Below are 25,798 nucleotides of genomic sequence, written 5' to 3' on the forward strand. Positions count from 1 at the left end.
GTTTGAAGGTACCTGTCCCCATTCAAATGATTTTACATTCTGCTAGGGCTGTGTTGCGTGGGGCGAGCGGCGGCGGGTTAAGACCTTGGCGCCGTTGGCATCCACACGCAGGACCTGGGCGCCGTCCGCGCGGGGGCGCGGGGGTGGCAGGGCGATGATGTTGGGGTTGGCGAGGAGTTGTTCCGGATTCAGCGTACGCAATGTGCGGCAAAGAGATTGACGCGTATCAAGTGTGGGAGGGGCATACGCGGTGGCGTTGGGGGGTGGGAGGGGATTGAAAAAACGGGCGGCCACGGCTGCGTCGCGGCGGGCGGTTTCGAGCAGCAGGTAGTGGAGTTGATGCAGGAACCAGCGATACCGAACGACTTCTCCGGTGGGCCATACTAATACGAGCGCGCCTCGGCTGTCGCGCGGGAATGCCGTCCACGGTGCGGCGAGCGGCGTGCGGAGGATCGCGGCTGCGGTGGCGAGGGCGCCGGGCAACGCATCGACCGTCGGGACGAGCGCGCCGCGCGGCCATGCTAACGTGCCGACGTTGGTCGGGATCCCTTTCCAGCGCGGGTGTGGGCGCGGCTCCGCGAACAGATCGTAATAGATGATGTCGAGTGCCGCTTCTTTGATCGCCTCTTTCGTGATGTCCGGCGCCAACGTACCGTCGGCAATCTTGCGATGGCGCAACGCATGCCAATAATCGCGCAACACGTAGCTGAGGCGAATCCGTCCTTGCCGCGGGATCACGAGCCAATACTCTTGGGCGTCCGCTCCGGCCAGCGGCGTGAGTTGGGTCAAGATTGCGCGCATCACGCGGCGCGTGGAGCGCAAATCGGTCCAGGAGGCGACCGGCGTACAGTCCACGCGTACTTCGCGTGTCGGTTCACGGTGCGGGCTCGTGGTCGAGAGGGTCGGATCGGCGGTGACGTGCCGCAGTGCCCAGACGAGATAATCCTGAGAGCGGGAATCGATGGGCACTTCGCCGCGCGGGCGGCGGTGGGTGGGTGGTTGGGACAAATAGGCCGTCCGGTGCCAACTCAATAACGTTGCCAATGTGATCTGCGTGTCGTCGGCGAAATGCAGTGGGAGATAGAGGTTCACCGGACGGCGGAGCAATGCGAGATCGAGTCGTCCGGCGGGATCGCGCGGCCACGCGGCCGCGACGGCGCGCAGCGTGGTTTCCAATGCAGTGAGGTCGGTGCGTATCGGTCGGCTGTGGGTCAGCGTGAGCGCGGTAACAGGTGCCGGCTCCGCCGCAGGTCCCCGCCACAATGCGCCGGGAAGCCGGCTGGGCAATGGCGCCGCGGGGGCACCCCGCTCGGCGTAGCGACGTGCGTAGGATCGTTGCCCCTCCGGGCGGGCTTGACCGTGGGCCGCCGGACGTTGTGACGGGTGGATTCCTTGTGGTGGAGGGATTTTCGACATACATGCGCCGGTCTCAACGCCACCAACCCCTAATCCAGCAAGGATTTGAGGGCAATCGAGTTTTTTACGTATTGCCGTTCCAGGGGCTCGTGTACCTTCTGCCTGCGGCTGATATAGAACAGTCGTGACTTTGCGGGCGGTCAGCGCGGAGTGTGCTGTTTTCCGGCACGAACACGCGGCGTTTGTGAATCTCCGCTACGGAAAGGATCGTCGTATGACCGCGTTGTCTCCGATCGTCTCCGGACGCCCCGGCGTTGTGCGCCGTCGGTCCCGGCATGTGGTGGCATTGCCATCCATCCCGCCCGCTGCAGCTCCGAAGGCTCCGCCCCGCTATGGTGTGCAATTGCCCGTGCATCCCGCCTGGTACGCCGCATGGACGGCGCATTTGTCCGTTGCGGGGCCCAGGTCGGCTGTCCCGGTGACGAGCGCGATGGCGGGCGATCCGGTGCGCGCGTGGGGGACTTTTCTCGCCGCGGCAGGCGAAGCGGTCGCGGCAGTCGCCACAGATGTGGCCAATTTCGACCGCATCGGCTCGTTGGTGCACGTCGCGGCGTTGCAGGCCACTTGGAGCGGGCTGCAAACGCGCTTGAGCGAGGCCGCAACCCAATTCGCTGCATGCGCGGCTGCCTCCGGCGTCGCGGGAGCCGGCCCGCTGAGTGGGCTCTGTCAAATGGCCGTGCGGCGCCCGTTGCGGGAATTGACGCGTGGGTTTGCGCTGCTGGCAACACCGGATGTCTTCGGTGACCCGAGCGCGCGTCGTGAGATCTGTGCCCGGATGCAGTCTGCGGCGCGACCGCAACGATTCACGGCGTACGAACGGGATGTGGCCGTCCCGTCGACCGCTGCGGAATTGGCGCATACGCTGTGGCTGGCGTTGGGAATTCAGCAACCCGGGATGGTCGCGGCCTGGATGAATAACGCCTTACATCTGACGCCATCCGCGGAATTCGCCGGCACGCTACGGCAGCGTATCGTGAGGGGCATGTATCCCGGCGTGCGCGCATTGCATCCGGCCGACCCGCTGCTGCACGGCGCCAGTGCATTGTTGGGATGGCCATTAAGCGCGCTTTCCAGCGAGACGCACGCGTTGGCGCTTCGCCTCGAATTTCCAATCGTCCCAACAGATGCCCGATCTTATTTGGTGTAATGGCTCGCGACGTACTCTTCCAACATCGCGGTAAAGCGGGGGACGATCTCGTCGCCTTGTAACGTGGTGACTTTTTCGCCGTCGACGAATACCGGGGCCTTCGGCGATTCGCCGCTGCCCGGGAGACTGATCCCGATATTCGCGTGTTTGCTTTCGCCGGGACCATTCACGATGCAGCCCATCACTGCGACGCTCATGGTTTCCACGCCGGGATGGGCGGCTTTCCAGGCCGGCATCCGTTGTCCGATGTAGTTCTGGATCTGCTGCGCGAGTTCCTGAAAAAATGTGGAGGTGGTGCGTCCGCAGCCGGGACACGCGGTGACGTGCGGGATGAATTGGCGGAGCCCCAAGACTTGCAAGATTTGCTGCGCGACGATCACTTCCTGGGTGCGGCTGCTGCCCGGTTCGGGCGTCAGCGAGACGCGGATGGTGTCGCCGGTCCCTTCGTGCAACAGCACGCCGAGCGCTGCGGCCGAGGCCGCAATGCCGCGCGAGCCCATCCCCGCTTCGGTCAGCCCTAAGTGCAATGCGTAGTCGCAGCGTTGTGCCAGCGCGCGATAGACGGCGATCAAGTCCGGCACTTGGGAAATTTTGGCGCTGATGACGATGCGGTCGTGCGGCAGTCCGCAACGTTCGGCCAATGCCGCGGATTCCAACGCACTCACTAGCATGGCTTCATGCAGGATGGCCGAACCCGGTTGCGGCGTCGAGCGCTTCGCGTTTGCGTCCATCAATCGCATCAGCACCGATTGATCGAGCGAGCCCCAATTGACGCCGATCCGCACCGGTTTGCCGTATTCGCATGCGATCCCGATCAGTGTGGCGAAGTTCGGGTCGTGCTTCTCGCCGAAACCGCAGTTGCCGGGATTGATCCGATATTTATCGAGCGCGCGCGCGCAGTCGGGGAATTCCTTCAGTAACGTATGGCCGTTGTAATGGAAGTCGCCGATGATCGGCGTGGTGTAGCCGTCGGTCCGTAACTGTGCGACGATTCGTGCCACCGCCGCCGCCGACTCCTTCACGTTAACCGTGATCCGCACCAATTCCGATCCGGCGTCGGCCAATGCTTTAATCTGTTGGACCGTTCCCGCGACATCGGCCGTGTCGGTATTGGTCATCGATTGGACGATGACCGGGGCTTGGCCCCCGACCTGGATGGGACCGATCTGGACTGGAACGGCGCTGCGTCGCACGATAGCCATGCCGCGCGCCGTAGCACCACTGGCCCGCGCGCGTCAAATGGTTCCCCGGCACACGGTCGTAGTGGAGGCCGTCATTCGACCATATTCGTGCGCGGCATATATCCCGCGCGACCTTCCGGGTCGGGGAGGCGTAAGCGAGCGAGCGCACGTTGCGACTTTCCATCATCGGCGACCAGTTGCGCCGCGCGGATCGACATGGGGATGGTGGCTGCGCCCTGGGGCTCGATCGTCGCGAACGGATGATCGGCATTGGGACCGCTGCTCGGGTAGAGAACAAGCGTCCAGTGACTTGGGTTGTGAACGGTGACCTCCCCATCCCGGATATTCAGCGTAAAGGCTCCAGTGGAAGAAAAGAGGGCGTCGGCCGCCGGGACGGCGATCACAAGGTCGTCCGAGCCGTTGCCCGTGACGGCGAGTTGCCGCTCCTGATGGCGACGGACGACGACTGTCGCGTCGGCGGTGATGTCGAGCAAGGACGTGAGGTCAACAGTTAATGAAGGTCGCTGGCCGGGCGTGTATGTGACTCCGCGTTGCAACGCCGCGTGGGGCGTGGATGCGACGGCCCCATGTGACGCGGCGGCAGAACCACGAAAGAGGCCGCGGAGGCGGTCGAGGATCCCACGGCGCGGCGGGGCTCCGGACGCCTCACTAAACGAGACCGCCCGGTGGACCCCCGTGACGGCCGCCGCTGGCTGGGGCGTGCGAACGGGTCGCGCATGATTGGCGTCGGCACCACCCCCGCCGAACCCTCCCATCGAAGTTTGCTGGAACGAGGCCGCGTCAACGGTGCGTGACGACGTCCGCGAAAAATCCCGCATTCCCTCCACGATGTCTCCTTCTTCCCGTGGCAAGACCATGATCCACTGGTCCAGGATCCCCATCGCCCGGAAGACGGCGCGGAAATCGGTGGATCCATCTTCGACCCCGATCCCCGCGACGATATGGTGGCCCGAGGCCAACATCCGTTCCACGACCGGGCGGACATCCGCCGCAGTGACACCGTGGGAGGCGTTGTCGGCCCCGTCGGTCATGAGACACGTAATCCCGCAGGCCTCGACGCCGTCGTTAGCCGGCACGACCCGTCGTTGAACGTCTGTCAAGACCGCCAGCGCTCGGGCGTAAAGTGGGGTCATCCCAGCGGGTAGGTAATTGCGCTCGTCCATCTGCACCGCTTGGCTCGGAGGTAGAAAGTCGAAGAGTGGTCTCCGATTGAGGAAGAGGGTGCGAACCAGGAATTCGGCCGCTTCCCTCTGGTCGGGGTAGTCTTGGATCTGGGCATTATGCCCCCGCCGGACCGCCGCAGCATTGCCGTAATCGGCGATCGAGCTGGAGTCGTCGACGACCATCGTGACGAAGACCCGGACCGGATGGCCGCTCGCGGAACGTTGGATCGCCTGCTGCGCCGGCACCAGCGCTCGGGCGCCTGTGGTATGCGATCTCGTAGGACTGGCGCCTCGGCGACTGCTCGGTGGGGGGATTTTTCCGGCCATATTGGGCTCCTTTGTCAGGTATCCCTCTTATCGGCGTCTTGCCGAAAAAGTTGCTCGGACGTGATCAATCCAGTACCCCATGCCTCATGCCCGCGCTCTCGCTCTATCTGCACATCCCGTATTGCATCCACAAGTGCAGTTATTGCGATTTCTATTCGGTGGGAGTGGGCCAACAGGCGATCCCGGCCGCGCGGTATATGCAACGGCTGAGCGAGGAACTGCAGACGATGGTTACGCAACTCGAGTTGCGTGGGCGATCGCTCCAGTCGATTTTTTTCGGCGGCGGGACGCCGTCGATGATCCCGGCCGCGCTGCTGGGAACTTTTCTCGACACGGTCGCGCAGACGTTCGCCCTCCCGACGGATCTGGAAATCACCTGCGAGGCCAATCCGGAGACGTTGGATCGCGCGTGTTTGCGCGCGTTGCGGGCCGTTGGCGTCAATCGGCTCTCGATCGGCGTGCAATCATTCCAACCGCGCTTCTTGCAGTTTCTCGAACGCGTGCATAGTGCGGAACGCGCCGTGCAAGCCGTTCGCGACGCGTTCGCAGCGGGATTCACGAATATCAATTGCGATCTGATTTTCGGTTTGCCGGGCCAAACGCGGGCGGAACTCGACGACGATCTGGCGCGCGCGTTGGCGCTCGGCACGCCGCATCTCTCAGCGTATCAATTAACGGTGGAACCGAATACGCCGTTGGCGGTGCAGCTTTTGCGCGGCGCCGTCACGCCGATCGACGACGAGGCTGCGTTGACCGCATGGCACGTGGTCCGGGAACGACTCCGCGCCGCCGGCCTCGCGCCGTATGAAATTTCCAACTTCGCGCGCCCTGGCTTTGCCTGTGTCCACAATGCGCATTATTGGGCGAGCGGCGAATACCTGGGCCTCGGCGCCGGCGCAGTGTCTCGCGTCGGAAATCGCCGCTGGCGCCGTGCCCGCCAACTGCCGCGGTATTTGGCCGGTGAACTCGCGATCGATGAGGAGGAAGTCTTGTTCCCGGCGACGCTGCGGTTCGAGTACTGCATGCTCGGTCTGCGCACGACCGCCGGGATTGCGTTCGCGGATTTCGCGGGTCGCTTCGGTCTGCCGTTCACGACCGCCTATCCCGGCGTAACGGAGCGTTGGTGTCGCGACGGCTGGGCCGCCATCCACGCGGATCGCTTGGCCCTCACCGAGTCCGGCCTCGCGCTAGCGGACAGCCTGTGTGCGGAATTATCGCCGTGATCTGATAATAATATTGTCGAGGCGGTGCCATGGTTGCTAAACTGACATGAATAAGGGGGAAACAGTAGATTTCACTGCGGTGCTCATCAGATGCGGCTGAAAGGGGACTGTCATGCGTGAACGGCTAGGGTGGTGCAGTTTAGGACTCTTCCTACTGATGGTCTCGAGTGTCGACGTGGCGATTGCGGCGTCCAAGCCGATTGGGCGACCGCCAACCGCGCGCCCTATCAAGCCGACCGTGACCTTTGGCGTGTTGAAGAGCCTTGCAAGCCTACAAGTCCTGCCCCCATTTCTTCAACCATTGGCGTCGTTACCCGTGGTCGCCTCCAATCCAATTGTGAACACCGTCGTGCCGCCTCCCGCCGTGGGCGAATTAATGAATGAGGCAAACCAGCAAGCGCTCGATCAACAAGCCAAAGCGGCCCTCTGCCAACAGCAACGGAAGGATTGTTGGATCCTCTTAAATGCGCTGTACGATTACGATCTGGACGGATGTTATAATCCGGCCGCCGGCACTCAAGTCGGCGTGCCGCAGCAGGCGTGCGCCGACGTTGCCGGCAGCTTTTTTAAAACCGTCCCGATGCCCGATACTGTTTTTTCCGCGATGGCTACATGGGAGCCGCGACATATTTTCCCCTCTACCGATGCGAGTGCTCCGGTTCTGGGGCATACGCTGGCAGGATCCGTGGTCGATTGGTGTGTTGGGGATCGCTTCGGAGCCGCCAATGCGTGCGACGGGTCACTCGGGGCGTGCGTCAATGAAGATTTTCATTTCTCAAACGATAAGATCGATCTCGCCACGACGCCACACCCGGCTTATACCAATTTTCATTTTGCGGTCCATTGCCACAATGGGGGATATGAGGAATATTGTACGCAACCGACCATGCCCGACAAAGGGATGTTGGAATGGTATCCGGATCCAAAATTTTTCAAGATCAATGCAAATGGAATGATCGGCGCCGGTGCCGTGCAGTTCCCGATCCATAAGCCAATCAAAATCGATTACCCGATTCAGTATTGCAACGATGCCGGCGTCGGCAATTTTGCCGTGTTGCAATATATGTGGTTTGGTTTTGCGCCGATCCCAATGTCGTTCGGTGGAGGGGCGGAAGTGCGTATGGTCTGCGGGATCGGCGGTGTTGGCGGCGGTGGAGTATTAGCGAATGCGCCGTTAGAGCAAACATACCTCGACGCCTGTTATGCCATTCCGGATACGCCGGGCCATCAATTATGTATCGACAAGATCGTCTCGCTCCCTGCGAATGCGGGTTTTGGCTGCCAAATCCATTACACGATCAAATAAGTCCCCTCCGGCGTTCTCTGTGTGCCGCCTTCGGGATTGACAGGGTCATCCCCTCTGCATAGGACGCCAAGATGCAGCTGGGGCGACCGATGGCGAGAGGTGCGCCGCGACGGCGGATGCATCCGCAATTGCGCGACATCGTCAGGACTTTTCGTGTGACGCGCGCTGGGAAATTCTATTTCCCGCAGGTCACCGTTCGCAGTGGTCGGCTGAGCGAAGCCGTTACAGCTCCACTGACATCCGCGACACTGCCTGATTTGGTCGCGACAATGGGCCGCCTGACGCCGGCGTTGTGGTGCGACGACCGAGACGTGACCGTAGAGACAGCGATCCCCTCTGCGCTGGAACTGAGTGACATCGGTCGCCGACGAGTCGATGGTGTCGGAGCCGATGGCTTGATGGTCATTCTTCCTGAACAACGGAGGACGTGGGGGGAGTTGCGCGCGGTCCCTGCTATGCGGAGCGATGGGCGCAGCGCTCCAGCCCATCAGCGCGCGATGGTCTTGGGGTTGCAAGCGGCGCAGCCCCACTCGTGGCCGGTTGCGCGATTATTGTTACTCGCGGATCCGCAGCGTGTCGAGCCGGCGATCACGGGCGCTCAGTGGCTCATTACGGCATCTGCCGATGTTTTCAGTGCGCTGTTGGCTCGCCATTATGGTGGCCCGCCTCTCGCAGGACACGATCTGGCACTCGAAGCGGCGGCGTTGTTCTTGCACGCAGGCGCGGTGTGTGACGTGCGTCGGACCGTGACATTCGAAACGAGTCGGATGGTGACTGTCACACGCCGCGTTCCTTATTCAAGAATCGCGCAAGGGGCGTATCGGGTGGATGAAGGCGGCGACGGTTGTCTTCCGGTGCGGGACTTGGAAGAAGAACGCGTTCCCCATCGGGAACAAAGACGGCAAGCGGTCACGTTCGGGCCGGATCGCCGCTGGACTGTTACGACGACAGATGCCCCAGCTATACGTTCGAGTGACCGGATCGAATCCACGCTCGTGCAGGCCACCGACTGGACCGTGGCCGCATTCTGTCATGGTGGGACGCGGCTGCTCTCCATGACCCACGTCTTCCCAGTTGACCCGGAGCATCTCAATTTCCCACCCCCGGCGTGGTTGGGTGGTCTGTGATGCTGTGCCAGCCGGAAGAGCCGGCAGCAATCGGTAGTTTTCCATTGGAGCCATCCCTCTTGACCCCCACCCCAGGGCCCTGCTAATCCGCCGACACTCTGATCCTTATGTCGATTGCGCTCAGCCAGCGGGAAGCGGCCGTGCTTGGCCATGTGGTCGAAACCTATTTGCAGACCGGGGAACCGGTTGGGTCGCAAGTGGTGGCGCGTGCCTTTGCGGTCGCGGCGCAGACGTCGTTGTCCTCGGCCTCGATCCGTAACATTATGGCGGATCTCGAAGTCGCGGGATTATTGACGCATCCACACCCCTCCGCTGGCCGTGTCCCGACCTCGTGCGGGTTGCGCTATTTTGTCGACTGCTTGGTCGAGACCCCGCCGCTGTCGGACGTGGAGCAACGCGCGATGCAGGCGCAATATGCGCAGACCGAGCCGGAGCTGCATGCGATTTTGGGCGAGGCGTCGCGACTGCTCTCGCGTCTTTCCCACTACGCCGGGATCGTCGTTCGTCCGGCACGACGCGAGCTCGTGTTTCGGCAGATGCAGTTTGTGAAACTGTCGGAGCGGCGCTTATTGGGCATCTTCGTGACGCGCGAAGGCGTGACGCAGAATCGGGTGATCGATGTCGAGCAGGAACAGAGTTATCTGGACCTGGAACGGATTAATAACTATTGTAACGCGGCGTTCCTAGGACTCACGTTAGTGGAAGCGCGGGCCAAGGCGACGCACGAATTGACCGTGGCGCAACGCGAAGTCGACGACTGGGCGACGCGCGCGATGCGATTCGCCGCCGCGACGCTCGCCAAAGACGAACGCGACGCGGCCGCGGATCTGGTTGTGGAAGGGAGTAGTCAGTTGCTGGAATGTCCGGAATTTGCGGAAAATCCGCGGACGCGGGCATTACTCGCGGCCTTAGAGGAACGCCAACAGATTGCGGCGTTGCTGGCGCGGGCCGAAGCGAGCGATGAAATGCAGGTCTTCATCGGCGGCGAGAGCGGCTATGACGCGTTATCCGAATGCAGCGTTGTCGTGTCGCCGTATCATCGCGGCGGCGCGGTCTTAGGCACGCTCGGCGTGATCGGTCCCACTCGCATGGCCTACGGCCGCGTGATCCCTTTAGTACAGTGCACGGCGATGCAAGTGAGCGAGTGGTTGGGGAAACAATAAAAATATGACCGAAGCGAAATCAAAAGTGGATGCGTTGCGCGAGGCGTTGGCGAAGCGGCGAGCGGCGGAGGCGAGCGCGCCCGAAGCGGCGAGCGGCGATGAGGAAGTGACGCCGACCGAGACCGCGAGCGGCGAATCGGCCAATGGAGCGGGCGCGACATCGGACGAATTATTGACACGAGTACAAACGGCCGAGACGCAGGCTTCAGCGGCGCGGGATCAATATCTGCGCACATTGGCCGAATTCGAAAACGTCCGCAAACGCCTCGAACGGGAGCGGGACGACGCGATCGCGTTTGCCAACGAACGCTTGTTGCGCGAAGTGATGCCGGTCCTCGATCATCTCAACGAAGCGTTAGGCACAGTCGTTGCGAGTGCGGCGGACGCGGCTGCGCCGAGCGGGTTGCCAGCGTTTGTGGAAGGTGTCGAGCTGACGCAACGGCAATTTCTCTCCATCTTAAATCGCTTCGGCTTCGAAGAAATTCCGACGATCGTCGGAGCAAAATTCGATCCGACCATGCACGAAGCGGTCGCGCAAGTGGACGCGGAAGGGGCGGCGTCCGGCACGATTGTGGTGTGTCATCGTCGAGGCTATCGCTTGAACGGCCGCTTGTTGCGTGCCGCCTTGGTCGTCGTAGCACGGTAACGGGTCTGTAAGGGGGAGCCATGAACGGTGTTAAGGTGCGGTGGGGTGCAATCGTGGCCGGGTTTGGGCTTGCGGTCAGCGGATGTGTGGGACAGCCGATCGGGAAGGCGCCGACGACGCCACGCGGTCCGAAGGGCGGGCCCGCCACGGTCGGCGTGATCTTGCCACTGTCGGGTGATAAAGCGATGGTCGGACGGCGCTCGTTGGACGGGATCGAGTGCGCGGCCGGCAAGCGGGCGCCGTGCGCGGCGCGCGCGAACATCACGATCGTTACGCGCGATTCCGCGGGTAGTCCGGTCAAGGCGACGGAGGCCGTCGATGCATTAGTCCAACAGGAACATGTCGCGGCGATCATTGGCCCGATCGACTCTCCGAGCGCCAAACCGGCGGCGGAGCGTGCGGAGCAGCTCAGCGTCCCGTTCATCAGTCTGAGCCCCGGCGCGAGCATCGCGCGGATCGGTCCGCACACGTATCGGGTCGGGATCAATCCGGCGAAATTGGTCCATGCGATCGCTCGCTACGCCGTGAAGGAGCGCGGATTCACGCGCTTCGCGATCCTCCACCCGGAGAGCCACTACGGGACCGCGAATCGCGATCTGTTCCGCAATGCGATTACGTCGCTCGGCGGTCAGATCGTCGTGGAACGGCCGTACAAGGCCAACATCGGCCAAATCGTGGCCGCACGCGATCGGCTGTCGCAAATGCCGCGGCCGCCGAAGACGGAAGTCGCAGTGGAAGTGACGAGTACGGAAGGACAGCCCTCGATCGAAGAGCCGCCGCCGTTGCCGAAGTTGGCCGCGCTCGACGGCGTCGATGCCGTCTTTATTCCCGACAGCCCGCGTTCGGTCGCGAGTCTGTTGAAGGCGTATGGCCCCAAAGTGTTGGGTGGCGCGACGATCCTCGGTGTCAATTCGTTGAATGACCCGGCGATCTTGGCCGGCGGGCAGGCCGTCGAAGGTGCGTTGTTTGCCGACGGATTTTTCCGCGACAGTGCCCAAGTCGACACGCAACAGTTCGTTTCGACATTTGCGCAGGCCTTCAATCATGACCCGACGCGGCTCGAGGCCGAAGGTTACGACGCGTTGCAATTTGTCGCCGAAGGGGTGCGGAAAGGCGGTTCCACGCCGGAGGCGCTGCAACGCGCGCTGCAACGGACCAAGAAATTGCACGGCGTCACAGGCACGATGCGCTTTACGTCGGAGGGCGATGTGGACAAAGAGGTCTTCATCCTGACGATCGCCGGCGGACGCATTCAAGAAGTGGGGCGTCGTTCGGCGGATTTGCGTGCGGAGTATGAAACCGGTGAACCGAAATTCCGCGCCAGTAGCGCGCCGCTCGACGCCGAGCGCTATGGCGGCAAGAATGCGCCGACGCCCGGGCAGGACTGGGACAAATATGCGGAATAAAGTGTCGTTTGTCGGAATGCGCGTGCGAATCTATGTCGATCGATGAGTTTACATTGTTGGGACAGTTGCTGGCGGAGACGCCGACACAAGCGGAAGCGTTGCTCTGCGGAGTGGGCGATGATTGTGCGGTCGTCAGCGGTGGGGCTCATCGTGATTGGCTGATCAGTACCGATCACTGTGTCGAAGGCATCCACTTTCGTCGTTCCTGGGCGGAGTGGTCGGTGCTCGGCGGGAAGGCTGCGCTGGCCGCGTTGAGTGATATCGCCGCGATGGGCGGTCGTCCCCGCTTCGTGTTAGTCGGTTTGGGCATTCCCGATTCCATGTGCGCTGCCGAGGTGCGCGAATGTTTTCGTGGTGTGCGCGTCGCCGCGACCGACGCCGGCGCGCTGGTCATCGGGGGCGATACGACGCGTGCTGAACTCGGATGTCATTTGGCGATTACCGTGATCGGGGAAGTGCCGCATGGTCGCGCGTTGTATCGTCGTGGCGCACGGCCCGGGGATAGCCTCTACGTCACCGGCTGGCTGGGCGGTTCCGCTGCGGGATTACAGCTCTTAATGGCGCGCGATCAATCGGAAGGCGCGACGTCTGCCGATCCGCTGTCGCGCGATCGGCTCATGCAGCGGCATTTGCATCCGCCGTTGCGCACGGCTGCGGGCCAATGGTTGGCCTCCACGGGATGTGTCTCCGCGATGATCGATATCAGCGACGGCCTATTGGCCGATGTCGGCCAGATCGCGACCGCGAGCGGCGTGCGCGTGCAAATTGAAGCCGTGCGCGTGCCGTTGTGCGAAGGCGTCACCGCCGTGGCCGAGGCGCGGGGCGAAGATCCGCTGGCATTCGGCGCGGCCAGTGGGGAAGAATATGAACTGGCGTTCACGGTCTTCGGTTCGCGTGCGGCCGCTTTTCGCCAACTCGTGGCCGGGGCGGAACGGACGCTCGGCCATCCGCTGACGTATCTCGGTGAAGTGCAGGAAGGCGCGGGCGTCGCGCTGTCGGACCCGAATGGGCGGTCAATGCCGATCGCGTCATCCGGATTCGCCCACCAATTTCAGGAATAAACGGAGCGATGGGGAATGGCGGCGCTTGTCCATGCACTCCCGTTTTTCGGCGTCGTGTTGCTCCTGTTGGGGTATTCCGCATTTTTTTCCTGTTCCGAGACGGCGTTCTTTTCGTTGAGTCGCGTCACGTTGAGTCGCTTGCGCGCCGAGACGGGCTATGCGGCACGCCGGTTAGTGCAGATGTTGAAACAGCCCCGCGAAACGCTGATCGGCATTCTGCTCGGCAACGAAATCACCAACATCACGATTGCGATCGCGGCCGCGGAGGGGATGAACCATCTCGTGAGCGATCCGTGGTTCGGGCCGCTGGTCTCCGTCGCGGTTACGACGCCGCTGGTCGTCGTGTTCGGCGAAGTATTGCCGAAGAACTTCGCGATCGGGCTGGCGCCGCGCATCTCGTTGTGGCTCGGTGTGCCGATGTCGTTCTTCCTGGCGCTCACTGCGCCGCTGCGCTGGGGACTGACGCGGATTGCGGATGCCGGCGTGCGCTTGTTCGGCGGCGATCCGCGGCAAGTACGGTCGATGATCATCGAAGAAGAATTCCGGCATATGGTCGATCTCGGCACCGCGAGCGGCGCGTTGAGTCCCTCCGAAGGCGCGTTGATCCACGGCGTGTTTGCGTTCGGCGATCTGACCGTCGCGCATGTGATGACGGTCGCCGAGCGGATGTTCCGTCTCCCGCTCAATTGGCCGTATGAACGGATTTTGGAAGAAGTGCGCCAAGCGCAATTTTCTCGCGTGCCTGTTTATCAGGACGATCCGGACGATATCGTCGGCCTGATTTATGTGCGCGACCTCCTCTCGCTGCAACGGGGGCGCGAGCATGGCGTGATGCGCGAACTGGAATCGATCGTGCGTCCCGTGCTCTTTGTGGCGCCGACCATGCGACTCGACGAAGTGCTGCTCGAATTTCAGCGCACGAAATTGCATATGGCCGTCGTGATCGACACGCCCCAACACGTGGTGGGCTTGATCACGCTCGACGACGTCCTGGACGCGTTAATCGGGCATCCGCCCCGCGGCGAGGGGGCGGCATGATGCTCATCGCATGGCCGGCGTTCGATTCATGGGGTCCCGTGGCCGGCGGCGTGCTGCTCTGTCTATTAACTGAGGGATTTTTCTCCGGTTCGGAACTGGCGCTCGTTTCCTGCGACAAGGCACGACTGCATCAACGCGCGGCCGGCGGTAGTCGTGGGGCCCAATTGGCGGAGCGCTTGCTAAAAAATCCGGCGCATCTGTTCGGCACTACGTTGCTCGGCACGAACTTGTCCACGATCGCGGCCTCGACGCTCACGACGTTTTATCTGATCTCGCTTGGTGGGCCGGCGCTCGGATCGTTTGCGATCCTGCTCGCTCCCGTGATTCTCATCTTCGCGGAAATCTTGCCGAAGAGCATTTATCAGCATCATGCGGATCGCTTGGTCGATCGGATTGCGCCGATCCTCTTCCTGTTTCGTTCCTGCATGTATCCCGCCATTCTGCTGTTGGCGCGGATTACGGAGCGATTCTTGGGCGAAGTCCGCCGTGCGAGCACGAATGAACCACGGATCAATCGCGAAGAGCTCCAACTGTTGCTGCATGGCGACGAGGCCGTGCAGAGCGATATCCGCCCCAACGAACGGAAAATGGTCACGCGCATTCTGCGGTTGGCGGAACGGCGCGTAAAGCACGCGATGATCCCGCTCAGTGAAATGGAATGTGTCGTGCTCGAATCGAATCGCGACGAGGCGCTGACGATTTTCGCGTTGAAGGGCTATGCCCATTTGCCGGTGTACGCCCATCGCGTCGATAACGTGATCGGCATTTTGGAAGCGGCGGATGTCCTTTGTGCGGCGTCGAACACGCCGCTGTCCGGACTGATGCATTCACCGGCCTACGTGCCGGAGGAAATGCCGATCCCGGAGCTGATCCGCCTGTTGCGTGGACGGCAGGAACGCGCGGCCGTGGTGGTCGATGAATATGGCGCTACCGTCGGGCTCGTGGCGCTGGAGGCGATTTGCGAAGAATTGGTCGGCGAAATTCACGACGAATTCGCGTGGGTGGAGCCGCGCTATCGCGCCCTCGGTCCGCAACACTATTGGCTGCAAGGCCGGTTGGAACTCGATGACGCGCAACGGCTGCTGGGCCTTGACGTGCCGAAGGGTGATTATAAAACGATCGGCGGACTGCTGCTGGCCCAAATGGGCAGCATTCCGCGCGCTGGCGCGCAGTGTACGATCGGCGCGTGGCGCTTCACCGTGCGGGAGGCGAATGCGCGGACGATCGTTGCGGTCGAAGCGCAACGGATGGAGGTCGCCACGTGAAAAAACGGCGCGCCAATGCTCCGGATGTGGAGGCTGCGGATCTCGTCGTCATCGAGGCGAATATCGACGATATGAATCCGGAGTGGTTCGAATATCTCATCGAGCGCTTGTTGGCGGCGGGTGCGGTCGACGTCACGGTGCGGCCGGTGCTGATGAAAAAGCGGCGCTTGGCCGCGCAGCTCCAAGTGTTGTGTGTGGCGGAGCGCCGGGAACGGTTAGTGCGGATCATCTTCGCCGAGACGACGACGTTCGGCGTCCGCTTTTATCCGGTGGAGCGCTGTACGTTGCGACGCGTAGTGCGGAAAGTCCGGACGCCGCACGGCCTGGTTCCGGTCAAATGCGGCTGGCTCGGAGACGAATTGTTGCAATGCAGTCCCGAATATGAGGCCTGCAAAGCAATCGCCCGCAAACGGCGAGTGCCGTTGCGGGAGATTTATCGCCTGGCCGTCGCCGCGGCGCTGCGATAGCGATCGGGCATCGCAGCGCTCGTTGCGGCCTCCCTAACCGAGAGGCGCTAATTGCGCGAAGTATTCGAACGGACTGAGCACGTGGCAGCGACCGTGCGAATAGGAGCGTTTCAATTGCCCGACGATTTGCACAGCGCGTTTGGGTTGCAACCGCTCGGCATAGTAGCGGAGGGACGGCGTGATGCGGTCCTCCGACCACTTGACCTCGATGAGTTCTTCGAGTCGGCCGTCGCAGGTCAGGACGAAATCGATCTCGCGGCCTTCCTTGTCTCGCAAGTAGCGGAGTTCCCACCGATCGCCACGGCTGTCCTCCAGAAAATGAAGGCGTTTCAGCAGATGCGTTGCGACTAAATTTTCGAATCGCGCGCCGTCGTCGTTGAGGACATCGGCATTGTCAAAAAAATAGATCTTCGGCGGTTTTTTGATCGCCCGCGCAAGTCGGTGGGTGTACGGCGGCACGAGAAACAGGAGATACATAGTTTCGAGCAGCGCCACCCAATGCCGGATCGACTTGAAGGCGACTTCCATGTCCTGCGCGAGATGGGCATACACGACCGGGGTTCCGACGCGTGTGCGAAGGGCATCGGCCAAGATGGCGAGGTGTGAAAGGTCGCGGATCGTTTCCAGATCGCGGATATCCTCGCGGAGAATGCGGGCATACCGTTCTGTCCGCCAACGTTTGGCTTCGATCGGGTCGTTCGCGAGAAACGGTTCGGGGAACCCGCCGACCGTCATGAGGCGCCGAAAGGCATCTTGCGGTTTCATGCGTGGCGGTAATTCATGCAGTGAGAAGGGGTGGAGCCGCCAATAGTGATAGCGACCGAGGAGTGAGTCGCCACCGCGTCGATAGAGGTCGAGCCGCGCGCTGCCAGTGACCAAGATTTGATGAGCCGCGCGATATTTGTCGTAAAGGCCTTTCAACCACGTTTTCCATCGGGCCATTTTGTGGAGTTCGTCGAAGATCAGGAGCGATTCGTCGGCCAGCCAACGTCGCTGCCGAATGGCCCGGCGATCGTCCGGATCGTCCCAATTGTAGTAATAACTTTTGCGCCGCGTCGATGGGAGCAGGGATTGTGCCAGAGTTGTTTTGCCGACCTGCCGCGGACCGCCCACCAGCACCATTTTCTTGGTCAGATCGCGTGCGATGAACGGCGTGAGGTAGCGCATGTGGCTATATTGCCCCGCAGGGTATTTTGGTCAAGTCTAAATTTTCCTGCAGGGAAATATGGCCAGGCCTCTGATCGTCAGGTCTGTTGTCTCTGGGTGATTGCGCTTTTCATAGGCATTGACGTAAGAGAGGCGCATCGCCAAGAGAGTTGTCCGACAAACGACGAAAGGAGATCGTTATGGCTCATCAACCGAAAGCGGCGCCGTTGGCGCTGGGGAGTGTCGCGCCGGGCTGGACGTTGTCCGCGACCGACGGGCGCGAATATGCGCTGCCGCGTGACCACGGGGCGAAGGGCACCGTAGTGTTTTTCACCTGTAACCACTGCCCGTACGTGAAGGCCTACGACGCGCGCATCAATGCACTCGCGAAGGAATTCGCGCCCAAAGGTATTGCGTTCTTCGGGATCAACGCGAACGATGTGGAGGCGTATCCGGATGACAGCTTTGCCAAGATGCAGGAAAAAAGCCGCGCGCAGGCGCTGCCTTACACATATCTGCGCGACGACACGCAGCAGGCCGCACTCGATTACGGCGCCGGCTGCACGCCGGAATTTTTCTGCTTCAACGCGCAACTCCGTCTGGTCTACACCGGCCGGCTCGACGACAACATGGAAGAGCCGAAGCAAGTCCAACACCCGTATCTGCGCGACGCGATCACGGCCGTGCTGGCCGGCACGACGCCGCCGACGCAACAGTCGCACGCGATCGGCTGCTCGGTGAAGTGGAAGGGGTAGTGTGCAGCCTTAATAGGTAAGCGGCGTCATCCTGAGCCTCCGCCAAAGGCGGACCCGCCTCCGGCGGGGGCAGAGGCGAAGGATCCAGTTGATTCCACTGGATCCTTCGTCGCACTCAGGATGACGTCTTTTTGCGTGTTTATTTCCTAGTCCGGAGCGACAAACGGAAGTGGCCGCCGGTGCATGCGACGTGTGTGGGCGTGTCCGGCGGGAGGAGAATTGCCAGCTCTTCTAAGAGTCCCCGCGTTCGTTCCAAGGCGTCGCGATCGGAGACGCACGGACCGGAGAGTTCATACGTCATGTCGCCGTTCCATCCGCTCGCGTTGACTTCGCCGAAGCGTGGATTGCTAAAGCGCAGGCTCGAGTGACTGATGCTGCCGCAGCCGAGATACAACAGCGCGCTGAGACAGATGCGGGCCAAGTCGCGGGCGGCCGTGCCGGCTATCCCGAAGCGGCCGGCCGCGCGGCGGAGTGTCGTAGCGTCATGCGTTGTGGGCCTGATGCCGGATGCTGGCGTCGTGGTTGTCTTCGCCGCGCTGGCCGTTCGCCGACTGAGCAATGCGCGAATTGCAGGAAATCTCCCGGCCGTTGTGCCGCGGGTGTGGATTGTGGGCATTGATGCCTCCTTTGGTGTTCCTCTACGTTCATCAGAGGTATCGGCCAGTCTGCGGAAAAGTTGCTTATGTGAGAAAGTGATGTGGCATATATGGGGGGTGTCGGGGGGGCGTGCTGTGGCAAACGACAGCCTGTGGCTGTCGGCAAACACAGCATGCTGATGAAGTCCGGCGGAACCGATCCAGGCTGGCCGGGCGTCCCCCGACTTTTCCGCCAGAGGCGGATCCGCCTTCGGCGGAAGCGACACCAGACCGGGCTTTGCCGGTCCGAGCGAATAGTTGCGTAAGCTTGACCTGTACCATATTGTGTGCAAATCTCATTGAGAAATGCACAGGAGGACGATGTGAGAACGAATGTTACCATCGATGGCCAGTTGGTTGAGGCGGTGCGGGTGGCGGCGGGCGTGACTACGAAGGCCAAGGCTGTGGTGGAGGCAATGCAAGAGTATCTGCGTTGGCATCGGATCGGGACCGTGCGGCGGTTTCAGGGCAAATTGCGATTTCGCCGCGATACCGCGGAGGCCCGGCACCGTGGCCGCTGAGCTGGTCATCCTCGATACGTCGATCTGGATCGAATACTTTCACGGCAAAGCCGCGGATCTCTGTCAGGACGTCGATGCACTGATCGCCACACGACGGTTACGCCATCTCACGGTCATTACGGCGGAACTGCTGCGCGGGGCCGTGGCCACGCGGGAGCGCCGTATCATTGCCCAGACGGTCGCATTCATTCCGCGGGTTCCGCTGACGGATGAATTCTGGATGACGGTCGGCGAGTTCTGCTTTGATTTGGCCCGCCAAGGGGTCGTCGCCCACTTGATCGACGCATGGATTGCGAAGGCCGCGATCAATGCACGCTGTGCCCTCTGGAGCCTGGACCATCACTTCAGCGCGATTGCCCGCCGCACGCCGCTCAGACTGTACGGGGGCGAGGTCGGCTAACCCCCATCCCTTCATGGTCAATAATCCGGAACCAACAGACCTGTGCTCATACGAGAGCATCTCATAATTCCTTATTGAACTGTGACGTCATTCTGAGCGAAGCCGCTGCGTCCGCCTCTGGCGGAAAGAATCCAGTGGAATCAACTGGATCCTTCGCCTAACGGCTCAGGATGACGTCTCTTACCTATTTATGAGATATGCTCTAGGAACATGGTCTGGTGTGTGACGATCGCTATGGATTTGGTTGAACGAGGGAGCAGGGCAAGTCCTGAGTGCGGAACAGACTGTGCGCAATGACACCACCGCCGCATGTCTCATACTCAGTTCGTAGCGCAGGCGGAGAAAAATTACGAAGCTCGATACGTCCGGAGCGAATGCCACACTTTCTTTTCAGTGCATCGGTAAAGGCGAAAGTCTCCGCAGCGAAGTTCGGCACGCACCCACTGATCCCAACGGAGTGGCCCGGCGGCGGTATTTCACCCCAACTTGGCACAAAATGGGCGCACCCGCTTGAACCGAAGAGGCTGCTGAGGCAAAAAGCGAACCGTGTCAGTGTGAGACGGAGAAACATCCCTCGCCCGTGGCCGTCGTGGACCTCTGCTGTCCTCCCGGCTGCGACGTGTTGTTTCCTGCCGGTCTCTTGCTGACGCAATGAGGTGCGGGAGCGGGAGTGCCCCACTGTCGTAGTGGCAAATGGTTGAATTCTAGGCATGACGACCTCCTGGTGCCCTCTGTATCGGCCGGCCCGCGAAATAGTTGCTTGCGATGGGCTATGTTCAGTATATATAATAAAATTATATATACGTATAAAATATTTATGTTCAAACTCCTCATTAAATCCGCGGTGCGCCGTAAAATCGTTGTCCTCTTTGCGCTAAATCCGGAAGTGCACTTGTATGCGCGGCAAGTGGCTCGGGAGCTTGACGAATCGCCGCATGCCGTCGGATTGGAGCTCAAGGCGTTAGTGGTCGGCGGGCTGCTGACTGCGCGTGGCGCGCTGCGCCGCCTGACGTATGTGTGGAATCCGGCGTATCCGTACGCAACACTGTTACAACAGGCCGCGGAGCGGTGGCGGGCCACGGGGCAGGCCGAGGCGGCGCGGATTCCGGATCTGGCGCAGCGGTCGCGGATGGATGCCAACCTGGCCCGACTCGTCCCCGCGATTGTGGAGCGGTATCGGCCGGAGAAAATCATCTTGTTTGGGTCGGCGGTCAGCGGCGTGGTCGGCCCGTATTCCGACCTGGACTTAGCGATCGTCAAGCAGACGGCGTTGCCGTTCAGTAAGCGCGCGCCGATGTTAGCCGGACTGGTCGATTACGATATCGATGTCGATTTTTTTATCTATACGCCGCGGGAGTTTGCGGTCGGGGCGCGGAACACGCCGTTCATCCGAGACGAGATCCTCAAGAAGGGGAGAGTGGTCTATGAAGCCACATGAGCGGTGGTTCTATTTTGCCGATCAAGACCTGGCCTTCGCGCGGGCGGGTTTTCGCGACGGGTTTTATGCCCATGTATGCAGTTTGAGCCAACAGGCGGTCGAAAAGGCGATGAAGGCCTATTTGGTGTGGAAGCAGCGCAATCCTCCGAAGACGCATGGCTTGCTCGCGCTCCACCGGCTGTTGGATGTTTCGTGGATGGAAGCGCATCTGCCGGCGCTGAAACGGTTGTCCGAATTTTATCTCCCGACGCGCTATCCCGACGCGATCGCCGGCACGTTGCCGGACGGTCTCCCCGATCGGGGCGATGCCAAACAGGCCCTCGCCTGGGCCGACGCGGTCGTACAATTGGTGCGTGGCAAGATGCGCGGTGCGCGGGGCGTCGGGTAGTTGCCGCCAGCCGCATCACTTGTTTCGGATGGCGAGTAATTCCTCGACGACGACCAGATCGCGATGCCGGCCGAGGGCTTGCTTGCTCTTGATCAAGTCATCGATGGCCATGAGATGACATTGACCACCAAACAACTCAATGGTGCTTGCGTGTCGCATGACGTCAATAAAATCACCAACGGCCGCGACGCGGGATACCAGATCAAGCACTCCAAGATCCGTCTCGAGGTCGAGATTTTTGATCCGACGGAGATCGTGCGGATGTTCCAAGAAGGATAACTTGTCTGATGTCATGCGGTGTCGGGGGTGTAGCGGCGCGAGGATGCGGCGCAGCTCCTGCAAGTGTTCGGGTGAAAAGGCGAGACAGATGTCGATGTCGCGGGTGGTTTGGTTGCATCCATGGAGCACTGCAGCGAAGCCACCGATCAGCACGAAGTCGAGCGGACTCTTAACGAGGAACTCGATGAGAGATTGGAGATGTTGCATGCGCCGCCGCTCGTTGCTCCCGTGTCATCTGGTGTAAGGTGTTGATCGTGTCAAGTGTGTCCTGATGTTGGGCAATGCGCGCTTCATATGACAGCTGCAGGTTGGCGCGCAGCATCCAGATGTCGACTCCGCGCTCTAGCCATTCCTGATCTTGAGGGGTGAGTGCATCCACTTAATCCTCACTCCGGCCGCCGCCGAGCAATCCGGTGCGGAGCAGCAAATAGAGCAGGTTCAACACGGCGGCCGCTGCGGCGGCGACGTAGGTCCACGCGGCGGCGTTCAATACCGCGCTGACGCCGCCCGAATCTGCGGGACTGATCAGGCCGAGCTGCGGGAGCAGGCGTTTGGCGCGCGCCGAGGCGTCGATTTCGACCGGCAGGGTGATGAATTGAAAAATCACGGCGACGGTAAAGAGCAAGATGCCGAATTTGACCATCGCGAACGCGTGAAGAAAGATGCCGAGGAAGATCAGGATATAGGAAAAATTACTCCCGAACATCGCGACCGGGGCCATCGCGTTGCGGAGCGCCAACGCGGCGTAGCCGGTGGCGTGTTGAATGGCGTGGCCGACTTCATGCGCGGCAATTGCTTGCGCCGCGACGGAGCGACTGTCGTAGACGCCAGGCGAGAGGCGGATGACGCGCGTCCGTGGGTCGTAGTGATCGCTGAGCATCCCATCCCCACCGAGGAAGGAAAAACCCCGCACCGGCTCCACGGGGACGTCTTGCAGCCCGTGTTGATCCAGAATTTTGCGGGCCACTTGCGCGCCCGTATACCCCGTGCCCGCCGGCACTTGGCTGTAGCGCGCAAAGGCCGATTTGACGCGAAACGTCGCCCATCCGGAAAACGCGAGCGCGACCAACGTGACGAGCAGATAGAGTGGATCGAAGTAGAACATAGCGTGTGCCTCCTCTAATGATAGGAGCAGGATATGGGGTAGCGGACTGAGGATGTCAATCGCGTCCGGAATTGTGTAGGGGGTGGTGAGTGTCATAATCTGCTGAATTTGCATGTAGTTTTTCCTACCGGTGTTGAATTTGAACTGCGCACCGTATTTTTCTCGCAACTTATTCGACCCGGCGCCGATAAGCTCAGTAACAGGAGGCATCACCATATGGCTGCGATCCATCCGTATCGACAGGCGCGCATCGCGGTACCAGGCAAACGTTTTCGGATGGGTTCGTCTCGTTCGGGTGAAGGCCCGGTGCGGGAGGTGACGGTGGCGGGGTTTGCGCTGGCAAAGTGCATGACCAGCGCTGGGCAATTCAAGGCCCATTGCACGGCGCAACAGACGCTCCCGTACGGACGCTTGTTGTTCAGTGCGGAGGGCCATGTGGTCGGGGCGCTGCGCGGAGCGACGAAAGAGCAGACCGGAGCGGCGGTGCTGCAGTTCGCGGTGAACGACGTGCGCTGGAGTATGGCGTCGGACTGGATGCAGTTGGTGCCGATGCCGGAGCAGTATGTCGCACGTTTTAGTAAGATTCCGCGGGCCGATTCCCGCTTCCTGGCTGACGAATTACCGGCTTCGATGATGTTCTGGGAAGAAGCCGCCTGCTATGCCCTCTGTGCGGGAGGGCGATTGCCGACCGAGGCCGAATATGAATTAGCGGCCCGTTCGGATGCATCAGGGAATGTGCGCGAAGGCGAGGACGTCGCGGGAACGGTGGATGGCACCGTGACGGTCGAGACCGCGCACTGCGGACAAAATTGGGACGCCGGTGGCCTATTGTCGGTGGATACCGGCAAGCCAGCGCATCCGCTGGGGTTCATGCACCTGGCTGGGAATCTGTGGATGTACTGTGCGGATCATTGGTCAGAGGCCCTCGATTCGACGGACGTCGACCAACCACTCCACTTTGCTGCGTCTGACTTACGACACGTGCTGCGCGGCGGGGCCTGGAGCAGTTATCCGGAGTACGCTCGCGCGTCCGCTCGCAACTACTGCGGCGACGACTACAACAGCAATGTGGGCGTTCGGGTGGCGTGGCCCCAGGACTCCCAATCGTAACCCTTTTATTTTCTTACCTTCAGCACCGGCATTCGGCTTGACGTGGAATTCAGCAGGTCATGCTGAAAGTCCCAACGAGTTGTTGAATGAGGACTCAACGGTTCGGCCGTTCCGGAAAGGTCCAGAGGGGCCCTTTTTCAACAGCCAGTTAGACATCAACCTAAAACGGATAATCCAACGTCGTATACACGGCGACGCCGTCGCGGGTGTAGCCGACGTCGATGCGGCCGAGCACGCTGGGGGGGGCACGCATTCGGAAGCCGACGCCGCCGGCGGGTTCGAAGTGGTGCGGCGCGATGTCGCGCAGTCGATGGAAAACTTGGCCGGCGCCGCAGAACGGATCGATCGAGAACGAGACCGGCGTATCGAAGATCCGCCACTCTTTAATGAGCACGCGGGCTTCGAGTTCGAGCAGTGCGGCGCCGTGATCGGTGAAGCGGCGACTGATGAAGCCGCGCAAATTGCGTTCGCCACCGAGATGCGATTGGTGGAAAAATGGGATTTGATCGCCAAGCAGTTGTTGAAACCAGAGGTTGCCGACCAGGGTCACGCGGCGCTGCGGCTGCCAGGCCGCTTTGCTGCGCAGCTCGACGCCGCCGAACGGCGTGTCGGGCCCGGTTAGTTGATGGGAAATGGTCCCGAGTAAGCTCACGAGCGCGCCGCGCGTGGGAAAGAACGTGCTGTCGCGCGAGTCCCAGCGCAGTCCTGCGCGATAACTGATTTGATGCGAATCGGCCACTTCGGGCAGCGCTCCGTACGTGGTCACCGTGTCGGCGAGCGCATCGATCGCGCGCGGTTGCAAGCCGAGTCGCGCCCAATCGAGTTGGCCGACGAGCGCGACATGTGGCGCGATCTCGAACGCGACTTCGCCCCAAATGCGGCCGAGCAGCGACGTGAAATTTGATTCGGCGTCTTTGGGGCGGTCGGGGCCGAAGCCGAAGAAGCGTTCGAACGGGTCTTCGATGTACAGGCCGTGCGCCTCCACGCGCAATCGATGATTGATCAGGCCGCTATTCACATAATCGATCGAGGCCTCGCGATAGAATTTGGTCGCGGCACCGCCGAAGAGCCGTAGTTCTTCATCCGCCGACGGCGTGAGGATCCAGATCCCGAAACCGTTGAATTGGATGATGCTGTTGTATTGCAACGCCGCCGCCATGATGCTGATGACGTTGTCTTGCGCGTCGTTTGCGGTCACAACAGGAAGCAGGCCGTACGTTTGGCCTTCGGCCGGATCGGTGGCGACGATGGGGACCGGGAAGAAGCGATAGTGCGCGTCTTTGAACAGGCGCGGCAGATCGGCGAGCGTGCCGGCGGCGGCCGGTGCGGCGTGCAGCCACAGTGCGATGCATGCGAGCCGTGCGGCGAGGCGGGAGCGCCACGTAATCATGAGCCGCCAAGGCATGGTTTTGGAGCGGCCGTGTCCGCAGCGGCGCGCGCCTGTTCGTTTTGTTGTGGGCCCGGCGGGATCACGGCCACGACGCAGACCTTGTCGACGGTGAGTTTGGTCACGAGCAGCGACGAGATCCATTGTTCCGATTCGGTCTGGTGGACGTTCATCCGGAAGATCAGCGCCCGCGGTGCGGGTGGCGAGCCCATCAGCCGCCATTCGGCCTTTTCGCCGATCGCGGAAAATCCGCCGCCCACGACGTGCATCAGCGGGAGTTCGTGCGACTTGCCCTTCGGGTCGATCAGCGTCAAGTAGCCGCGTTCGTCGGCATGCACGATTTTGACGGCGTATCCGCCAACGCCCGCGCAGCGCCATTCGATGTAGTCCGGCGGTCCTTCGCCGGGTTTCATTCCTTCTTGGATCAGCTTGCAACCTTCCCGTCCCAACGGGGTGTAGCGGCTTTCGGTTGCCGCTGCCGCGTGCAACAGTGGAGTGCTGCAGAGCAGCAACAAGGTGGCAACGCGGGTGATGCGGCGAGTGTTCATCAACATGTATCCTCCTCTTGCTCTTGGTGTGCCCGCGCTTTCTAGCGCAGCGGCGGTTTTTCGCAAGCGATGCGTGTCGGTGGGCGCAATGGCAATTGTCCGGGCGCCGTTTCTATGCGATATCGAAAA

26 protein-coding genes are annotated in these 25,798 nt (G+C 61.4%); 17 read left to right on the forward strand and 9 right to left on the reverse strand.

The window, feature by feature from the left end; all coding sequences use genetic code 11:
• Positions 1 to 42: 42 nt before the first annotated feature.
• Positions 43 to 1,416 (reverse strand): hypothetical protein, encoded by a 1,374-nt coding sequence (locus HY696_01125; GenBank protein ID MBI4237002.1) that lies wholly within the window; start codon positions 1,414 to 1,416, stop codon positions 43 to 45.
• 214 nt (positions 1,417 to 1,630) lie between these two features.
• On the opposite strand from HY696_01125, the gene HY696_01130 reads away from it, so the two are divergent.
• On the forward strand, positions 1,631 to 2,563 hold the full coding sequence (locus HY696_01130) for a hypothetical protein (GenBank protein MBI4237003.1): 933 nt from the start codon (positions 1,631 to 1,633) through the stop codon (positions 2,561 to 2,563).
• On the opposite strand, the gene ispG is transcribed toward HY696_01130, so the two are convergent.
• Positions 2,551 to 3,765: a flavodoxin-dependent (E)-4-hydroxy-3-methylbut-2-enyl-diphosphate synthase gene (ispG, locus tag HY696_01135; protein ID MBI4237004.1), complete on the reverse strand. Its 1,215-nt coding sequence runs from the start codon at positions 3,763 to 3,765 to the stop codon at positions 2,551 to 2,553. The two genes, HY696_01130 and ispG, sit on opposite strands and share 13 nt — an antisense overlap.
• 71 nt (positions 3,766 to 3,836) lie before the next feature.
• Positions 3,837 to 5,255, reverse strand: a complete 1,419-nt coding sequence (locus HY696_01140) for a hypothetical protein (GenBank protein MBI4237005.1) — start codon at positions 5,253 to 5,255, stop codon at positions 3,837 to 3,839.
• Positions 5,256 to 5,341: 86 nt separating this feature from the next.
• On the opposite strand from HY696_01140, the gene hemW reads away from it, so the two are divergent.
• The 10 genes from hemW (at position 5,342) to HY696_01190 (ending at position 15,957) form a co-directional block, all read left to right on the forward strand.
• On the forward strand, positions 5,342 to 6,478 hold the full coding sequence (hemW, locus tag HY696_01145; protein ID MBI4237006.1) for a radical SAM family heme chaperone HemW: 1,137 nt from the start codon (positions 5,342 to 5,344) through the stop codon (positions 6,476 to 6,478).
• A gap of 112 nt (positions 6,479 to 6,590) precedes the next feature.
• Positions 6,591 to 7,784, forward strand: a complete 1,194-nt coding sequence (locus tag HY696_01150) for a hypothetical protein (protein ID MBI4237007.1) — start codon at positions 6,591 to 6,593, stop codon at positions 7,782 to 7,784.
• 71 nt (positions 7,785 to 7,855) lie between these two features.
• On the forward strand, positions 7,856 to 8,911 hold the full coding sequence (locus HY696_01155) for a hypothetical protein (protein MBI4237008.1): 1,056 nt from the start codon (positions 7,856 to 7,858) through the stop codon (positions 8,909 to 8,911).
• Positions 8,912 to 9,018: 107 nt separating this feature from the next.
• A complete protein-coding gene (hrcA, locus tag HY696_01160; GenBank protein MBI4237009.1) occupies positions 9,019 to 10,074 on the forward strand; it encodes a heat-inducible transcription repressor HrcA in 1,056 nt (351 codons plus the stop codon).
• Positions 10,075 to 10,078: 4 nt separating this feature from the next.
• Complete coding sequence (locus HY696_01165) at positions 10,079 to 10,720, forward strand: nucleotide exchange factor GrpE (protein ID MBI4237010.1); 642 nt, start codon at positions 10,079 to 10,081, stop codon at positions 10,718 to 10,720.
• Between the two features lie 20 nt (positions 10,721 to 10,740).
• A complete protein-coding gene (locus tag HY696_01170) occupies positions 10,741 to 12,126 on the forward strand; it encodes a penicillin-binding protein activator (GenBank protein MBI4237011.1) in 1,386 nt (461 codons plus the stop codon).
• Positions 12,127 to 12,158: 32 nt separating this feature from the next.
• Entirely contained in the window at positions 12,159 to 13,187 is a 1,029-nt protein-coding gene (gene thiL, locus HY696_01175; GenBank protein MBI4237012.1) for a thiamine-phosphate kinase, read from the forward strand.
• A gap of 15 nt (positions 13,188 to 13,202) precedes the next feature.
• A complete protein-coding gene (locus HY696_01180) occupies positions 13,203 to 14,225 on the forward strand; it encodes an HlyC/CorC family transporter (protein MBI4237013.1) in 1,023 nt (340 codons plus the stop codon).
• Positions 14,222 to 15,490: an HlyC/CorC family transporter gene (locus HY696_01185; protein ID MBI4237014.1), complete on the forward strand. Its 1,269-nt coding sequence runs from the start codon at positions 14,222 to 14,224 to the stop codon at positions 15,488 to 15,490. Before HY696_01180 ends, HY696_01185 begins: the two co-directional genes overlap by 4 nt.
• Positions 15,487 to 15,957, forward strand: a complete 471-nt coding sequence (locus HY696_01190) for a DUF111 family protein (protein ID MBI4237015.1) — start codon at positions 15,487 to 15,489, stop codon at positions 15,955 to 15,957. The genes HY696_01185 and HY696_01190 overlap by 4 nt, the downstream gene beginning before the upstream one ends.
• Before the next feature lie 33 nt (positions 15,958 to 15,990).
• Here HY696_01190 and HY696_01195 read toward each other — a convergent pair whose 3' ends face one another.
• Entirely contained in the window at positions 15,991 to 17,124 is a 1,134-nt protein-coding gene (locus HY696_01195) for an ATP-binding protein (GenBank protein ID MBI4237016.1), read from the reverse strand.
• Between the two features lie 179 nt (positions 17,125 to 17,303).
• Here HY696_01195 and HY696_01200 point away from each other — a divergent pair, with 179 nt between their 5' ends.
• Positions 17,304 to 17,858: a thioredoxin family protein gene (locus HY696_01200; GenBank protein ID MBI4237017.1), complete on the forward strand. Its 555-nt coding sequence runs from the start codon at positions 17,304 to 17,306 to the stop codon at positions 17,856 to 17,858.
• Positions 17,859 to 17,997: 139 nt separating this feature from the next.
• Here the strand turns inward: HY696_01200 and HY696_01205 are convergent, their stop codons facing one another.
• Positions 17,998 to 18,474, reverse strand: coding sequence for a hypothetical protein (locus HY696_01205; protein ID MBI4237018.1), 477 nt, complete (start codon positions 18,472 to 18,474; stop codon positions 17,998 to 18,000).
• Positions 18,475 to 18,816: 342 nt separating this feature from the next.
• Here HY696_01205 and HY696_01210 point away from each other — a divergent pair, with 342 nt between their 5' ends.
• From HY696_01210 to HY696_01225, 4 genes are all read left to right on the forward strand, one after another.
• Positions 18,817 to 19,014 (forward strand): type II toxin-antitoxin system VapB family antitoxin, encoded by a 198-nt coding sequence (locus HY696_01210; GenBank protein MBI4237019.1) that lies wholly within the window; start codon positions 18,817 to 18,819, stop codon positions 19,012 to 19,014.
• The gene (locus HY696_01215) at positions 19,004 to 19,414 is read left to right on the forward strand and encodes a PIN domain-containing protein (GenBank protein ID MBI4237020.1); all 411 of its coding nucleotides are present in this window, start codon (positions 19,004 to 19,006) and stop codon (positions 19,412 to 19,414) included. Before HY696_01210 ends, HY696_01215 begins: the two co-directional genes overlap by 11 nt.
• A gap of 817 nt (positions 19,415 to 20,231) precedes the next feature.
• Positions 20,232 to 20,852, forward strand: coding sequence for a nucleotidyltransferase domain-containing protein (locus HY696_01220; GenBank protein MBI4237021.1), 621 nt, complete (start codon positions 20,232 to 20,234; stop codon positions 20,850 to 20,852).
• The gene (locus tag HY696_01225) at positions 20,839 to 21,240 is read left to right on the forward strand and encodes a HEPN domain-containing protein (GenBank protein ID MBI4237022.1); all 402 of its coding nucleotides are present in this window, start codon (positions 20,839 to 20,841) and stop codon (positions 21,238 to 21,240) included. Before HY696_01220 ends, HY696_01225 begins: the two co-directional genes overlap by 14 nt.
• Before the next feature lie 15 nt (positions 21,241 to 21,255).
• Here the strand turns inward: HY696_01225 and HY696_01230 are convergent, their stop codons facing one another.
• Complete coding sequence (locus HY696_01230) at positions 21,256 to 21,726, reverse strand: nucleotidyltransferase (GenBank protein MBI4237023.1); 471 nt, start codon at positions 21,724 to 21,726, stop codon at positions 21,256 to 21,258.
• A gap of 172 nt (positions 21,727 to 21,898) precedes the next feature.
• Positions 21,899 to 22,624, reverse strand: coding sequence for a zinc metallopeptidase (locus tag HY696_01235; GenBank protein MBI4237024.1), 726 nt, complete (start codon positions 22,622 to 22,624; stop codon positions 21,899 to 21,901).
• A gap of 216 nt (positions 22,625 to 22,840) precedes the next feature.
• On the opposite strand from HY696_01235, the gene HY696_01240 reads away from it, so the two are divergent.
• Complete coding sequence (locus HY696_01240; GenBank protein ID MBI4237025.1) at positions 22,841 to 23,734, forward strand: SUMF1/EgtB/PvdO family nonheme iron enzyme; 894 nt, start codon at positions 22,841 to 22,843, stop codon at positions 23,732 to 23,734.
• A 160-nt stretch (positions 23,735 to 23,894) separates the two neighbouring features.
• Here the strand turns inward: HY696_01240 and HY696_01245 are convergent, their stop codons facing one another.
• Complete coding sequence (locus HY696_01245; GenBank protein ID MBI4237026.1) at positions 23,895 to 25,124, reverse strand: BamA/TamA family outer membrane protein; 1,230 nt, start codon at positions 25,122 to 25,124, stop codon at positions 23,895 to 23,897.
• Complete coding sequence (locus HY696_01250) at positions 25,121 to 25,675, reverse strand: hypothetical protein (GenBank protein MBI4237027.1); 555 nt, start codon at positions 25,673 to 25,675, stop codon at positions 25,121 to 25,123. The genes HY696_01245 and HY696_01250 overlap by 4 nt, the downstream gene beginning before the upstream one ends.
• Positions 25,676 to 25,798 lie beyond the last annotated feature (123 nt).

Source organism: Deltaproteobacteria bacterium (assembly GCA_016210045.1).
Classification (GTDB): domain Bacteria; phylum UBA10199; class UBA10199.

Excerpts from the sequence above, each read along its gene's own strand:
- HY696_01245 (MBI4237026.1), bottom strand. The coding sequence starts at position 25,124 with ATGATTACGTGGCGCTCCCGCCTCGCCGCACGGCTCGCATGCATCGCA.
- HY696_01170 (MBI4237011.1), top strand. The coding sequence starts at position 10,741 with ATGAACGGTGTTAAGGTGCGGTGGGGTGCAATCGTGGCCGGGTTTGGG.
- HY696_01225 (MBI4237022.1), top strand. The coding sequence starts at position 20,839 with ATGAAGCCACATGAGCGGTGGTTCTATTTTGCCGATCAAGACCTGGCC.
- HY696_01140 (MBI4237005.1), bottom strand. The coding sequence starts at position 5,255 with ATGGCCGGAAAAATCCCCCCACCGAGCAGTCGCCGAGGCGCCAGTCCT.
- HY696_01180 (MBI4237013.1), top strand. The coding sequence starts at position 13,203 with ATGGCGGCGCTTGTCCATGCACTCCCGTTTTTCGGCGTCGTGTTGCTC.
- thiL (MBI4237012.1), top strand. The coding sequence starts at position 12,159 with ATGTCGATCGATGAGTTTACATTGTTGGGACAGTTGCTGGCGGAGACG.
- HY696_01195 (MBI4237016.1), bottom strand. The coding sequence starts at position 17,124 with ATGCGCTACCTCACGCCGTTCATCGCACGCGATCTGACCAAGAAAATG.
- HY696_01150 (MBI4237007.1), top strand. The coding sequence starts at position 6,591 with ATGCGTGAACGGCTAGGGTGGTGCAGTTTAGGACTCTTCCTACTGATG.
- HY696_01220 (MBI4237021.1), top strand. The coding sequence starts at position 20,232 with ATGTTCAAACTCCTCATTAAATCCGCGGTGCGCCGTAAAATCGTTGTC.
- HY696_01235 (MBI4237024.1), bottom strand. The coding sequence starts at position 22,624 with ATGTTCTACTTCGATCCACTCTATCTGCTCGTCACGTTGGTCGCGCTC.
- HY696_01230 (MBI4237023.1), bottom strand. The coding sequence starts at position 21,726 with ATGCAACATCTCCAATCTCTCATCGAGTTCCTCGTTAAGAGTCCGCTC.
- hemW (MBI4237006.1), top strand. The coding sequence starts at position 5,342 with ATGCCCGCGCTCTCGCTCTATCTGCACATCCCGTATTGCATCCACAAG.
- hrcA (MBI4237009.1), top strand. The coding sequence starts at position 9,019 with ATGTCGATTGCGCTCAGCCAGCGGGAAGCGGCCGTGCTTGGCCATGTG.
- HY696_01185 (MBI4237014.1), top strand. The coding sequence starts at position 14,222 with ATGATGCTCATCGCATGGCCGGCGTTCGATTCATGGGGTCCCGTGGCC.
- HY696_01155 (MBI4237008.1), top strand. The coding sequence starts at position 7,856 with ATGCAGCTGGGGCGACCGATGGCGAGAGGTGCGCCGCGACGGCGGATG.
- HY696_01200 (MBI4237017.1), top strand. The coding sequence starts at position 17,304 with ATGGCTCATCAACCGAAAGCGGCGCCGTTGGCGCTGGGGAGTGTCGCG.
- HY696_01130 (MBI4237003.1), top strand. The coding sequence starts at position 1,631 with ATGACCGCGTTGTCTCCGATCGTCTCCGGACGCCCCGGCGTTGTGCGC.
- HY696_01250 (MBI4237027.1), bottom strand. The coding sequence starts at position 25,675 with ATGTTGATGAACACTCGCCGCATCACCCGCGTTGCCACCTTGTTGCTG.
- HY696_01165 (MBI4237010.1), top strand. The coding sequence starts at position 10,079 with ATGACCGAAGCGAAATCAAAAGTGGATGCGTTGCGCGAGGCGTTGGCG.
- HY696_01240 (MBI4237025.1), top strand. The coding sequence starts at position 22,841 with ATGGCTGCGATCCATCCGTATCGACAGGCGCGCATCGCGGTACCAGGC.
- HY696_01205 (MBI4237018.1), bottom strand. The coding sequence starts at position 18,474 with ATGCCCACAATCCACACCCGCGGCACAACGGCCGGGAGATTTCCTGCA.
- HY696_01125 (MBI4237002.1), bottom strand. The coding sequence starts at position 1,416 with ATGTCGAAAATCCCTCCACCACAAGGAATCCACCCGTCACAACGTCCG.
- ispG (MBI4237004.1), bottom strand. The coding sequence starts at position 3,765 with ATGGCTATCGTGCGACGCAGCGCCGTTCCAGTCCAGATCGGTCCCATC.